Origin of the sequence: Chromobacterium sp. Rain0013, assembly GCF_015291765.1 — a bacterium.
Lineage (GTDB): Bacteria > Pseudomonadota > Gammaproteobacteria > Burkholderiales > Chromobacteriaceae > Chromobacterium > Chromobacterium haemolyticum.
This window is the reverse complement of sequence record NZ_CP031514.1, coordinates 526744-539695: the sequence shown is the minus strand read 5'-3', so window position 1 is coordinate 539695 and position 12952 is coordinate 526744. Positions and strand designations below refer to the sequence as shown.

Here is a 12952-nt window from a genome sequence, read left to right as displayed (position 1 = left end):
CGCTCGCGACGATGGCTGTCTCATGCTGACCGTTTGCTACGCGTTTCGATCTCGAGTGCTGCGGTGCTCGCCGTACTACTTGTACGGCTGTACTACTCGCTTCGACCTTGAGGCGCTCGCGACGATGGACGATGGCTGCGCCATGCTGACTGTTTTGCAGCGCGTTTCGAACTCGAACGCTGCGATGTTTGATTTTAATTTTTTACCCGCGGAGCGCCGCTGATGAACTGCGTAGAATTTTCCGATAGCGAGCAACAGTCCACCGCGCTGGCCAATAGCGTGGCCGCCAGGCTGGGCGCCGCCATCGCCAGTCAGGGCGCCGCCGTGTTGGCGGTGTCCGGCGGCAAATCGCCGATTCCCTTTTTCCACATGCTCAGCACCATGGCGATAGACTGGTCCAAGGTGACTGTCACTCTGGTGGACGAGCGTTTTGTGCCGGACAGCCATCCGGACAGCAACGCCGCGCTGGTGCGCGCCCACTTGCTGCGCGACCGCGCCGTGGAGGCGCGTTTCCTGCCCCTGGTGGAAGACGCCGCGGACATCGACGCTGAGGTGGCGCGCGCCAACGCCGGATTTGCGCCGCCCACTGTCGCCATCCTGGGCATGGGCGAGGACGGCCACACCGCCTCGCTATTCCCCGGCGCCGACGAGCTGGCGGCCGGGCTGGACCCGGCCTCCGCCGCGGCCTTCCTGGCGGTGACGCCCAAGACCGCGCCGCACCGCCGGATCTCGATGAGCTACGCCGCGTTGCTGCGTGCCGGTTGTCTGATTCTGTCCATCCAGGGCGACAAGAAGCGCCAGGTGCTGGACGCCGCCGCCAAGGGCGTCAGCGACGTGTTGCCCATCAGCCATTTCCTGGCCCAGAACAAGGTGGAGCTGGATGTCTACTGGTCTGCCTGAGCAATGGCCGCGGCTGCTGGCCGATATCGGCGGCAGCAACGCCCGCTTTGCGCTGGAAACCGCGCCCGGCGTGATCGAGGACATCGAGGTGCTGCCCTGCGCCGGCTACCCCACGCTGTTGGACGCGATCCGCGCTTATCTGGACCTGGCCGGCGCGCGCGCGGTCGCCCATGCCGCTTTCGGCATCGCCAACCCGGTGCTGGGCGACTGGGTGCAGATGACCAATCATCACTGGGCGTTTTCCATTGAGGCCACGCGCCGGGCGCTGGGCCTGACCACGCTGCGGGTGATCAACGATTTCACCGCGCTGGCCCTGGCCTTGCCGCATTTGCCGGCGAGCGAACTGCTGCGCATCGGCGGCGGCGAGGCGGAGGCCGGCGCGCCGATGGCGCTGATCGGTCCCGGCACCGGCCTGGGCGTGTCGGCGCTGATTCCCTACCCGGGCGGCTACGCGCCCTTGTCCGGCGAGGGCGGTCACGTCGGTTTCGCTCCGTTTGACGAGCGGGAGGCCGACATCTGGCGGCACGCGATGCGGCGCTTTGGCCACGTATCCGCCGAACGGCTGCTGTCTGGATCCGGTATCCCGTTGATTTACCAAGCCTTGTGCGAACGCGCGGGCGAAACGGCCGCGGTGTTGGACCCGGCCGAGGTCACCGCGCGCGGCCTGTCCGGAGCTTGTCCGCGCTGCCGCGAAACCCTGGAAGTGTTCTGCGGCATGCTGGGCGGCGCGGCGGCAAATCTGGCCCTGAATCTCGGCGCCCGTGGCGGCGTGTATCTAGGTGGTGGTATCGTGCCGCGTCTACGCGGTTTTTTTGAACAATCACCATTCCGCCGCCGCTTCGAGGATAAGGGACGGATGTCCGGCTATCTGGCCGCGATTCCGGTCTATCTGATCGTCAGCTCCTACCCGGCTTTGCCGGGCGTGGCCGCCCATCTGGCGGCCGAACTGGCGAGCGCCCGCGCCCGACCCCGGGCGCATCCTGACGACGGCGCGGCAGGAGAGTAAATACATGCTTGAACGTATCAGGAGCCAATTGGAGATCCTGTCCTCGGCCGAGCGCAAAGTGGCCGAGCTGGTGCTGGAGCAGCCTTACACCGTGATCCAGGCGGCGGTGGCCGACATCGCCAAGAACGCCGGCGTCAGCCAGCCCACCGTGATCCGCTTTTGCCGCACCGTGGGCTGTTCCGGCCTGCCGGACTTCAAACTGAAGCTGGCCGGCAGCCTGGTCACCGGCGTGCCCTATGTGCACTCCAGCGTGCGCCCTGAAGATCCAACCTCGGAAATCGTCGCCAAGGTATTCGACAACACCGTGTCCGCGCTGCTCAAGTGCCGCAACGACGTCAATCCGCAGTCGATAGAATCCGCGGTGAGGCTGCTGACCGACGCGCGCCGCATCGAGTTCTACGGCCTGGGCAACTCCGGCATCATCGCCGCGGACGCCCAGCACAAATTCTTCCGCTTCGGCATTCCCACCGTCGCCTATTCCGACACCCACATTCAGATGATGGCGGCGTCGGTGCTGGGGCCGGGCGATGTGCTGGTGGCGATCTCCAGCTCCGGCCGCACGCTGGAGTTGCTGGAAGCCGTGGACGTGGCCTTGTCCGCCGGCGCCAGCGTTGTGGCGCTGACCACCAGCGGTTCGCCGCTGGCGCGCCGCGCCACCGTGGCCTTGATCGCCGACACATTGGAAGACAATGAAACCTACAGCCCGATGATTTCGCGCATCGTGCATCTGGTGCAGATCGACATCCTGGCGGTGAGCGTGGCGCTCAAGCGCGGGCCGGGCCTGATCAGCCAGCTGGAAAAAACCAAGCACAGCCTGAAGAACCGAAGGCTGGACAACAAAACCGAAGAGGATTGACCATCATGAGCGAACTGACCGAACTGCCGGCCTGGCAGGCACTATGGGACCATTTTGCCGAGGCCAAGCACCAGCACATGCGCGATTTGTTCGCCGCCGATCCGGAGCGGGCGGAGCGCTATGCGCTGGAGGTGGGCGGCCTGTTCCTCGACTATTCCAAGAACCGCATCACCGATGAGACCCTGAAGGGCTTGATGCAGCTGGCGCGCGAGTCCGGGCTGCCGGCCAAGATCAAGGCCATGTTCAAGGGCGAGAAGCTCAACAGCACCGAAAACCGCGCAGTGCTGCACGTGGCGCTGCGCAACCGCACCAACTCGCCCATCCATGTGGACGGCGAGGACGTGATGCCCAAGGTCAACTCGGTGCTGGAGCGCATGGGCAAGTTTGCTCACGCGGTGCGTTCCGGCGAATGGCTGGGCTATACCAACCAGCCCATCACCGACATCGTCAACATCGGCATCGGCGGCTCGGATCTGGGCCCGTTGATGGTCTGTAGCGCGCTCAAGCCTTTCGGCCATCCGCGGCTGAACATGCACTTCGTCTCCAATGTGGACGGCGCCCAACTCAAGGAAACCCTGAAAAAGGTCCATTCCGAGACCACGCTGTTCGTGGTGGAGTCCAAGACCTTCACCACTCAAGAGACGCTGACCAACGCGCTGACCGCGCGCGACTGGTTCTTGCAGCGCTCGCGCGATGAAAGCGCGGTGGCCAAGCACTTCGTGGCGGTGTCCACCAACCAGAAGGCGGTGGCGGATTTCGGCATCGACCCGTCGAACATGTTCGAATTCTGGGACTGGGTGGGCGGCCGCTACAGCCTGTGGTCGGCCATTGGCCTGCCCATCATGCTCTACCTGGGCGAGGAGAACTTCACCGAACTCCTCAACGGCGCCCACATCATGGACCAGCATTTCAGAAACGCGCCGTTCGAACAGAACATGCCGGTGCTGCTGGCCATGATTGGGGTCTGGTACATCAATTTCTACGGCGGCGGCAGCCATGTGATCGCGCCTTACGATCAATACCTGCACCGCCTGCCGGCCTTCATCCAGCAACTGGACATGGAGTCCAACGGCAAGCAGGTGATGCTGGACGGCCAGCCGGTGAACTTCGAAACCGCTCCCATTATCTGGGGCGAGACCGGCATCAACGGCCAGCACGCCTTCTTCCAGCTCTTGCATCAAGGCACCCATATTTCGCCGATCGACCTGATTGCCTCGGTGCAAAACTGTTCCAGCCTGCCCGGCCACCATGAAATCCTGCTGGCCAACGTGTTTGCCCAGGCCGAGGCCTTCATGCGCGGCAAGACCGCGGACGAGGTGCGCGCAGAGCTGAAGGAGCAGGGCCTCAAGGGCGAGGCGCTGGAAGCGCTGGTGCCGCACAAGGTGTTCGGCGGCAACCGGCCCACCAACACCTTGCTGATGAGCCGCTTGAACCCGCGCAATCTGGGCTCCTTGATTGCGCTGTACGAGCACAAGATCTTCGTGCAGGGCGTGATCTGGCACATCAACAGCTTCGACCAGTGGGGCGTGGAGCTGGGCAAACAGCTGGCCAAGACCATACACGCCGAGCTGACCGGCAAGCTCCAGCACGCCGAACACGACAGCTCCACCCGGCGGTTGATCGAACTGTACCGTCAGGTCAACGCCGACGACTGCAAGTGCTGAGCCGGACGCCGGCCCAAACAAAACGCGGGGCCGAGGCCTCGCGTTTTGTTTGAATCTCGCCGCTGCGCACGATTCGTTGCGCTGCGGCAATACCGCGTTGAAAACAGCCTCGAAATGCCCAGGCACCCTGTGTGCCCTCCGCTTTCTCGGCCGCTTTCGCCTTGTCCCGCCTTAGCTCGCGAGATCGTGAATAGGCTTTATTTCTTGACGATTTCCTGCTCCACCACCATGTCCAGCACCCAGCGGATGGACGAGGCGTCGGCCGGCGGATTCGCCACTTTGAATTCCTTCAGGCGCAGGCGGTAGGCGATGCCCGGCTCCGGTTTGAAGCCCTCGATCTCGCCGTAGTGCAACTGCCACGGTTGGTCCTTGCTTTCGCGGACCTGTAGGCATTGCATTGGAGCCACGCCGGTGCAGGGCTTGCGTTCGGCCGCCACGTAGACGAAGCGGGTGAGGCCGCCTTCCAGCGAGGGCTGGCGGTCAAAGCTCAGCGTCTTGTCGCCGGCTTGCAGCGTCAGCTTGTCACCGTCCAGCTTCACCGCGGGCTTGGCGCCCAGGAAGGCGGCCAGCGCGCGGTCCCGCTCCATCGCTTCCGGCGGACACATCATCAGCGTGCTGCCCAGTTGGCCGCTGACCAGCTTGCCGCTTTCCAGCGACACCGGGCCGAACATGCCGTTGCAGCCGGCGCGGGCGGACACGCTGCCGTCCTTGAAGCTCAGGGTGATCGGGTGCTCGGCGGCGGCCTGTTTCCATTGGCCGGCCAGCGCGTCCAGTTTGATATCCGCTTGAGCGTCCATTTTGGCTCCGGTTTGCGGGGTGGCACAGGCGCTCAGGGCGGCTGCGGTCAGTGCGGCGAGCAAAAGAGATTTTTTCATTATCGATGTTCCGTGGTTAAGGGCAGGGACGGGATGCTCTTGGAGCGCCCGCCGTTCTCTAGAGTTCAGCGTAGCTTGCTGACTTCCTCGCTGTAGACGATGCGTTCCAGCGTCCAGCGCGAGCCGGCGTCGGCCTGCGCCGCCGGTTTCAGCTTAATGTAGTAGCTGACGCCGGGCTTGGGGTGGAAGCCGGCGATTTCGCCTTGCAACGGCCGCCAGTTTTGCTCGGCGCGTTCGCGCACCTGAAGGCAGTCGCGCGTGGCTTCGCCGTTGTGGCAGGCCTGGCGTTCCGGCGCCACATACAGGTATTGCAGCTTGGCCGGCTGGGCCGTCGGGTCGGGGTTAGGCGTCAAGCGCACGAAGCGGTACTCGGCGCGTTCCGATTTCAGCACCAGCTTCTGCGCGCGGCCGTCCGGCAGCACGCGGAAGGGGCTGGAGAGGAAGGCGATGAAGTGTTGCTCCATCTCCATCAGCGGCGGCCGGCAGGCCATGCGGGTGGTGGCCACCTGCGCCTTGCCCTGAGCGTCAACGGTGCGGATGAAGCGGTTGCAGCCGGCGAAGCCGGTCATCTTGCCCGGTTGGAAGGCCACGGTGGGCGGCTGGCCCGCGGGCGCGGGTTCCACCATCTGCCATTCGGTTCCCTGCAGATTGGGCATGGCCAGCGCCGGTAGCGGCAAGGCCAGCGCGCCCAGCCAGAGCGCAGCCAGGCGCCGGGCGGAGAAGCCAGTATTTTGCATTGCCATACTCCATGTATAAACAAAAACTAATATTTGTTTACAATATACCTGATAACCGCCGCTTGTGAAGCAGGGCGGCGCGGAAAAGCGGGGCTCGAAATAGACGGAAACAAAAAACCGCCCAAGCTTAAAACATTGGACGGTTTTGAAATGCCATTGGCATGGTTGATGCGCTATAGCTGCTCCACTCCCCTGAGCAACTCCTCCACCACTTTCTTGGCGTCGCCGAACACCATCATGGTCTTGTCCATATAGAACAACTCGTTGTCCAGACCGGCGTAGCCGGCGTTCATCGAGCGTTTGACCACGATCACGCTGCGCGATTTGTGCGCGTCCAGGATGGGCATGCCGTAGATCGGGCTGGTTTTGTCCTTCTGCGCGGCCGGGTTGACCACATCGTTGGCGCCTATCACCAGCACCACGTCGGTGTTGGAGAAGTCGGAGTTGATCTCCTCCATCTCCTGTACCTGCTCGTAGGGCACCTCGGCCTCGGCCAGCAGCACGTTCATATGGCCCGGCATCCGGCCCGCCACCGGGTGGATGGCGTAGCGCACGTTGACGCCCTTCTGGTGCAGGATTTCGGCAAACTCCTGCAAGGCGTGCTGAGCGCGCGACACTGCCAGGCCGTAGCCGGGGACGATGATCACGCTGTCGGCGTTGGCCATCAGGAAGGCGGCGTCCTCTGGGGAGCCGGATTTGTGGTTCTTGGGCCCGCTGTCGCCGGCACCGCCCCCCGTGGCCGCCTCGGCGCCGAAGCCGCCCAGCAGCACCGCGATGATGGAGCGGTTCATGGCCTTGCACATGATGTAGGACAGAATAGCGCCGGAAGCGCCGACGCAAGCGCCGGCGATGATCAGCACCGGGTTGTTCAGCGTGAAGCCGATGCCGGCGGCCGCCCAGCCGGAGTAGGAGTTGAGCATGGACACCACCACCGGCATGTCGGCGCCGCCGATCGGAATGATCAGCGTCACGCCCAGCGCCAGCGCGATGGCCAGCATGGTCAGGAAGGCGGCCTGGCTGTCGCTGAGGAAATACACCACGCCAAAGCCAACCATGGCGACGGCCAGCAGCAGATTAAGCAGGTGTTGGCCTTTGAAGTTCACGGCCTTGGAGCCGAAGCGCCCGGACAGCTTGCCGTAGGCGATCACCGAGGCGGTGAAGGTGATCGCGCCGATGAAGGCGCCGATGAACAGCTCCACCTTTTGCACCTGGGTGTGCTCCACGCCGCTGTGGAAGATGGCCGCCACCGCGATCAGCACCGCGGACAGGCCCACCAGCGAATGCATCGCCGCCACCAGTTCCGGCATGCCGGTCATCTGCACGGTCTTGGCCTTCCACGCGCCGATGGCGCCGCCGGCGACAATGGCGGACGCGATCAGCGCCAGCACCGGTTTGTCCATGATCAGCAAGGTGGTGGCCACGGCGATGAGCATCCCTATCATGCCGTAGAGGTTGCCGCGCAAGGCGGAGGCCGGACTGGACAGCCCCTTGAGCGCCAGGATGAACAACACCGCGGCGATGAGATAAAGAATTGCGGACAGGTTTTCCATCTTGGTCCCTTATTTCTTCTTTTTCTTGAACATGTCCAGCATCCTCTGGGTGACCAGGAAGCCCCCGAAGATGTTGATGCTGGCGAGGAAGATGCCGATGGTGCCCAACACTGACGTGAGGGTGATTTCGGAACCGTTGATGTCCACCACCTGCAGCATGGCGCCGACGATGATGATGCCGGAAATGGCGTTGGTCACCGCCATCAGCGGGGTGTGCAGCGCGGGGGTGACGTTCCAGACCACGTGGTAGCCGACGAAGACGGCCAGCACGAAGACGGTGAGGCTGGTGATGAAGGGATCTACCATCTTGTTCTCCTTAATCGGCGGCGGGGAAGCGGACCTGGCCGGCGTGGGTCACCAGCGTGGCGGACAGGAGCTCGTCTTCCAGATTGAGGTTCAGGCCTTCCGGCGTCAGCAGCAGGCCGAGGAAGGTCAGCAGGTTCTTGGCGTACAGGCTGGAGGCGTCCGCCGCCAGCAGGCCGGGCAGATTGGTCTGGCCGACCACGGTGACGCCGTTGTCCAGGCGCACGGTTTCGCCGGGGCGGGTCAGCGCGCAGTTTCCGCCGGTTTCCGCCGCCAGGTCCACGATGACCGAGCCCGGCTTCATCGCCTCCACCACCTCGGCCGACAGCAGCTTGGGCGCCGGTTTTCCCGGGATCAGCGCGGTGGTGATCACGATGTCCGCCGCCTTGGCGTGTTTGGCCACCAGTTCGCCCTGGCGCTGGCGATAGCTCTCGGACATTTCCTTGGCGTAAACGCCGCTATTGGCCATTTTTTCTTCTTCGCTCATCGGCACTTCGATGAACTTGGCGCCCAGCGACTCCACCTGTTCCTTGGTGGCCGGACGCACGTCGAAGGCCTCCACCACCGCGCCCAGGCGCTTGCCGGTGGCAATGGCCTGCAGGCCGGCCACGCCCACGCCCAGAATCAGCAGCCGGGCCGGCTTCACCGTGCCGGCCGCGGTCATCAGCATGGGCATGAAGCGCGGATAGTGCTGGGTGGCCAGCAGCACCGCGCGGTAGCCGGCGATATTGTTCTGGCTGGAGAGCACATCCATGCTCTGCGCGCGGGTGCTGCGCGGCAGCAATTCCAGCGCGAAGGCGGAGACGCGTTTGGCGGCCAGCGCCGGCAGATTGTGGTTGTGATAGGGGTTGAGCTGGCCGATCAGCACCGCGCCGTCCTTCAGCGCGGCAATGCCGTCCTCGTCCAGCGGGCGCACCGTCAGCACGATGTCGGCCTGGGCCAGCGCCGCGGCGCGGTCCGCCGCGATGGCGGCTCCGGCGTCCTGATAGGCCGCGTCCGGCTGCGCGGCCGCGAGGCCTGCGCCGCTTTCCACCGTGACGGCGTGGCCGCCGGCCACGAGTTTCTTCACCGTGTCCGGCGTTGCGGCCACGCGGTGTTCACCGGCCAGCCTCTCGGCTGGGATAGCGATATGCATGGTCTTCCTTTCCTGCGATTAGATAACAAAGATTCCAGATAGCGAACGCCCGTGCGGCGAAAATCGAACGAGCGTTTGAATTCAATTAAAGGCATGCGGGATTTTTCCGCGCAACACTTATATTGCCGACCGTATACCGTCGGACAATTTCGACGGATAAAGGGCCGGATGCTAGCAAAACCCTACAGCAGCGATGTGACGTGAATCAGACAGAGGCCAGTCAACGGCTGTTGGAGCGGAAATGCGGAAGAAAGACGGCGAAGCAGCCACGGGCGGGCAGGCGGAACAAGGCGCGGAGGCAAGTACGGCCGGTCGACGCGCATATGCTGCCGGCAAGGCTTATGCAGGACACTAGCGTTGATGGCGCGGCTTGTAAAGCTGCGCCATGCGCCAGTTGCCAGCCAGGGCGAGCGCCCGCGGCGGCCGGCGTTGGCTGTTGCGCGCGCGCGACGGAGGGCCGGCTAGAAAGCCGGCCGCGACGCTTCCGCCAATAACCGCTCCACGGTGCCGTCCTGCAACATGGAGCGCATCGCCCTGGCGATGCGGCGCTTGTGCGGAGAGCGCGGGGACAGGCCGATGCGGCGCGGTTCCGGGGAATACAGCAGCAACGGCGCGCGCTTTACGTATTGGCGGAATTCAGAGCTGGCGGCCAGCTCGGCGGTTTGGCGTTCATCGGCGATCAAGGCGTCGATGCGGCCGGCCTTGAGCTTGCGGAAGTTGGAGTCCAGCGACGGGGCCGGCTCGCGCCGCACGCGCAGGTCGCTATCGAATTCGTCCTGGTAGCGTACGCCCTCCTCCACGCCGATCAGAAAGGGGTAGAGCTGACGATAACTGCGCAGCGGCCGCGGGTCGTCGGCGCGCTGATACAAGGCTAGACGGCTGCCTGAGGCGAAGGCGGGGTCGATGAAGTCGATGAATTCGCGGCGGGCCGGGGTGCTTTTCACCCCGATCACCACATCCGCCTTGCCCTGGCGCAGGTATTGAAGACAGCGGGTCAGCGGGCAGGGGAGGAAGACCAGCCTCAGCTTGGCGCGCCTGGCCATCTCGCGCATCAGCTCGGTGTACGGGCCTTGAGGCGCGCCGTGCGCGTCCATGGTCTTCCAGGGCGGGAACAGATTGTAGGCGAAGACCAGTGCCGGCTCCGCCGCCGCGCACTGCATGCCTGCCATCAGGCAGGCCAGAGCCAAAAGGGACTTGAGTTTCACAATGATGCACAGATGCGAACGGGCGTCGGCGGCCCCACGCAGCCGACTGTAGCCAGAGAGCCATTATCGGACGGCTGGGCGCGGCACGGGCGGGAAAATTCACCGTTCCGAAAAAAACCATGAAAACAGTATGGTATTGGAAATGTCCGCATTGGCAACCTGTCCCATTGGCTGGCGCGGCGCGGATCGGCGTGGAGCGCCGCGCGTCGGCTTGCCGTTTTCAATCGAAGAACGGTAGGCTGTTGATTGTAAACATGTTTAACGAAGGCGCGCCATGGGTATCATCATCGCCGCGGAGGAGGGCTGAGCATGCGGGATTTCAGCTTTGTGCTGCTGCCCGAGTTTTCCATGCTGGGTTTGCTGGCGGCCACCGAGCCCTTGCGCGTGGCCAACCGCTTTCACGGCGGCGCCTATCGCTGGCGGCTGTTGAGCGCCGATGGCCGGCCGGTGGTCGCCAGCAACGGCATGTCCTTGGCGGCGCACGGCGCCTGGGGCGAGGCGGAAGCGGCCGACGCGGTGTTGGTGGTGGCCGGTTTTCATCCGCTGCGCCACGGCGGCGCCGGCCTGCTGGCCTGGCTGCGCGGTCAGGACGCCGCCGGTCGGGTGCTGGGCGGCATCGATACCGGCTGTTTCATCCTGGCCGAGGCCGGACTGTTCCGGCAGCAGCGGCTGACCCTGCACTGGGAGGCGCTGCCGGCGTTCCGCGAGCGCTATCCCTTGCTCAATGCCACGCAGGAGCTTTACGAACTGGGGCCGCGGCGCATCAGTTCCGCCGGCGGCACCGCCTCCATCGACATGATGCTGGCCTTGATGGCGCGCAGCCATGGCCATGATCTGGCGGTGCAGGTTTCGGAGCAATTCGTGCTGGGGCGCATCCGCGCCCAGAGCGATCATCAACGGCTGGAGCTGGGCGCGCGTTACGGCGTGCACAGCCGCAAATTGATCCAGGCCCTGGCCCTGATGGAAAAACATATGGACGCGCCGCTGGACAGCGCGGCCTTGGCGGCCGGGGTGGGCGTGACGGCGCGTCAGCTGCAACGCTTGTTCCGCGCCCAGTTGGGCGCGGCGCCCAATGTCTTTTACCTGGGCCTGCGCCTGGAACACGGGCAGCGCTTGCTGCGCCAGAGCGGGCTCAACGTCACCCAGGTCAGCGCGGCGTGCGGCTTCGAGTCCGCCAGTTACTTCGCGCGCGCCTATCGCCGCCGCTTCGGCTGCGCGCCGGGAACGGAGCGGCGCGAGGCGTGAGCCGCTTCCCAGCGCTTGTTCAAAAGCGCGGCAGGCACGGAACAGGTTCTCAGCGCATCTCGATGCGGCGGCCGCAGTCCTCGGGCCAGGGCAGGCCGGCTTGTCGACGCGCCAGCGCGTCCAAGCTGTGCCGCACCGGCGCTGAGAACGGCGCGCTCCGGCCCTGCTCGGGGTCCACATTGAGCAGCATCAGCTCGCAGCCGGCCGCGGCGTCGGCCTCCTCGTCGCGATGCAGGCTCAGATAGAGCCGCAGCCGCTTAGCGTCGTGGTCCAGCAGCTGGCCCTCCACCCGCAGCTCGGCTTGTTGGCGGATTTCGCGCAGATAGCGCAGATGCAGCTCCGCCGTGTATAGGGAGTGGCCGCCGCGCTCACGCGCCGTGGCGTCCATGCCGATGCGCTCCATCAGCGCGTCCACCGCGTGGCTGAACACCAGCAGGTAATAGGCGTCGCGGACGTGACCGTTGTAGTCCAGCCATTCCGGCCGCGTTTGCGCGTGGAGCAGGACGAGGCGCTTATTCATGCGCGGCCAGTCCATGCTTGCGCTTGGCGGCCGCCACCGCTTCCATGATTCCAATCAGGCAGTCGTCGCGATAGCGCTCCAGATCGGCGATGGAGCGCTGACCCAGCTGGCGCGCGCAACCGTCCACCACCCGATCTATCAGCGCTTCGCTCAAGTCCGGCGCCGGTAGCCGGGTCCAGGGCAGTTGCAGCGCCGGGCCGAACTGGCTCAGAAAGTGGCGCATGCCGGCTTCGCCGCCGGCTAGGGCGTAAGTCTGGAAGGTGCCCATGAAGGCCCAGCGCAGGCCGGCGCCGAAGCGGATGGCGTCATCGATTTCGCCGGTGGTGGCCACGCCGTCGTTGACCAGGTGCAGCGCTTCCCGCCACAGGGCCTCCAGCAGCCGGTCGGCGATGAAGCCGGGCACCTCGTGGCGCACGCGCAGCGGCCGCATGCCCAGCGCCGTATAGACGCGCTCGGCGGCATCCAGCGCCTGCGGCGCGGTGTCGCGTCCGCCCAGCACCTCGACCAGTGGCAGCAGATAGACCGGATTGAAGGGGTGGCCCACCACGCAGCGCGCCGGTCGGCGGACGTCCTGGTAAAACTCGGAAGGCAGCAGGCCGGAGGTGGAGGAGGCGATGATGACCGTCTCCGGCGCGGCCGCGTCGGCGCGGCGATGCAGCTCCCGTTTCAGCGCCAGCGTTTCCGGCGCGCTTTCCTGGATGAAGTCGGCGGCGGCGGCGCAGTCTTCCAGCCGGGAAACGAAGCGCAGCCGCTCGGGCGCGGCGCCGGCGGCCAGGCCGCGGCGTTCCAGCGCCGGCCAGGCGCGCTCCACTTGGGCGCGCAGACGTGCTTCGGCCTGCGGCGCGGGGTCCCAGGCCAGCACGTCGCGGCCAGCCGCCAGCGCGCGGCAGGCCCAGCCGCCGCCGATGACGCCGGCGCCCAGCACGCCGAAGGTGGCGATGTCGGTACGGTACATC

General features: G+C 65.3%; 13 protein-coding genes. 5 read left to right on the top strand and 8 right to left on the bottom strand.

The window, feature by feature from the left end:
• Window positions 1–222 precede the first annotated feature (222 nt).
• The 4 genes from pgl to pgi are packed head-to-tail and all read left to right on the top strand — an operon-like array spanning window position 223 to window position 4426.
• The gene (gene pgl, locus DXT74_RS02565; RefSeq protein WP_194427254.1) at window positions 223–900 is read left to right on the top strand and encodes a 6-phosphogluconolactonase; all 678 of its coding nucleotides are present in this window, start codon (window positions 223–225) and stop codon (window positions 898–900) included.
• The gene (locus tag DXT74_RS02560; protein ID WP_194427253.1) at window positions 881–1906 is read left to right on the top strand and encodes a glucokinase; all 1026 of its coding nucleotides are present in this window, start codon (window positions 881–883) and stop codon (window positions 1904–1906) included. The genes pgl and DXT74_RS02560 overlap by 20 nt, the downstream gene beginning before the upstream one ends.
• 4 nt (window positions 1907–1910) lie before the next feature.
• Window positions 1911–2762, top strand: coding sequence for a transcriptional regulator HexR (gene hexR, locus DXT74_RS02555; RefSeq protein WP_019103156.1), 852 nt, complete (start codon window positions 1911–1913; stop codon window positions 2760–2762).
• Window positions 2763–2767: 5 nt separating this feature from the next.
• Complete coding sequence (pgi, locus tag DXT74_RS02550; protein ID WP_043639165.1) at window positions 2768–4426, top strand: glucose-6-phosphate isomerase; 1659 nt, start codon at window positions 2768–2770, stop codon at window positions 4424–4426.
• A gap of 197 nt (window positions 4427–4623) precedes the next feature.
• On the opposite strand, the gene DXT74_RS02545 is transcribed toward pgi, so the two are convergent.
• The 6 genes from DXT74_RS02545 to DXT74_RS02520 form a co-directional block, all read right to left on the bottom strand.
• Window positions 4624–5301, bottom strand: coding sequence for an META and DUF4377 domain-containing protein (locus DXT74_RS02545; RefSeq protein ID WP_081556477.1), 678 nt, complete (start codon window positions 5299–5301; stop codon window positions 4624–4626).
• Window positions 5302–5366: 65 nt separating this feature from the next.
• A complete protein-coding gene (locus DXT74_RS02540) occupies window positions 5367–6038 on the bottom strand; it encodes an META and DUF4377 domain-containing protein (RefSeq protein WP_043639171.1) in 672 nt (223 codons plus the stop codon).
• A 173-nt stretch (window positions 6039–6211) separates the two neighbouring features.
• The gene (locus tag DXT74_RS02535) at window positions 6212–7588 is read right to left on the bottom strand and encodes an NAD(P)(+) transhydrogenase (Re/Si-specific) subunit beta (RefSeq protein ID WP_043639174.1); all 1377 of its coding nucleotides are present in this window, start codon (window positions 7586–7588) and stop codon (window positions 6212–6214) included.
• A gap of 9 nt (window positions 7589–7597) precedes the next feature.
• A complete protein-coding gene (locus DXT74_RS02530) occupies window positions 7598–7894 on the bottom strand; it encodes a proton-translocating transhydrogenase family protein (RefSeq protein WP_019101645.1) in 297 nt (98 codons plus the stop codon).
• 10 nt (window positions 7895–7904) lie between these two features.
• Complete coding sequence (locus DXT74_RS02525) at window positions 7905–9026, bottom strand: Re/Si-specific NAD(P)(+) transhydrogenase subunit alpha (RefSeq protein ID WP_043639177.1); 1122 nt, start codon at window positions 9024–9026, stop codon at window positions 7905–7907.
• A 461-nt stretch (window positions 9027–9487) separates the two neighbouring features.
• The gene (locus DXT74_RS02520; protein WP_143330333.1) at window positions 9488–10195 is read right to left on the bottom strand and encodes an ABC transporter substrate-binding protein; all 708 of its coding nucleotides are present in this window, start codon (window positions 10193–10195) and stop codon (window positions 9488–9490) included.
• A gap of 345 nt (window positions 10196–10540) precedes the next feature.
• Here DXT74_RS02520 and DXT74_RS02515 point away from each other — a divergent pair, with 345 nt between their 5' ends.
• Entirely contained in the window at window positions 10541–11476 is a 936-nt protein-coding gene (locus DXT74_RS02515) for a GlxA family transcriptional regulator (protein WP_052370633.1), read from the top strand.
• 49 nt (window positions 11477–11525) lie between these two features.
• Here DXT74_RS02515 and DXT74_RS02510 read toward each other — a convergent pair whose 3' ends face one another.
• Window positions 11526–11996 carry a thioesterase family protein gene (locus DXT74_RS02510; protein ID WP_081556474.1) on the bottom strand — a complete coding sequence of 157 codons (471 nt, stop codon included), beginning with the start codon at window positions 11994–11996 and terminating at the stop codon, window positions 11526–11528.
• Complete coding sequence (locus DXT74_RS02505) at window positions 11989–12951, bottom strand: L-carnitine dehydrogenase (RefSeq protein ID WP_081556473.1); 963 nt, start codon at window positions 12949–12951, stop codon at window positions 11989–11991. The genes DXT74_RS02510 and DXT74_RS02505 overlap by 8 nt, the downstream gene beginning before the upstream one ends.
• Window position 12952: the final 1 nt, after the last annotated feature.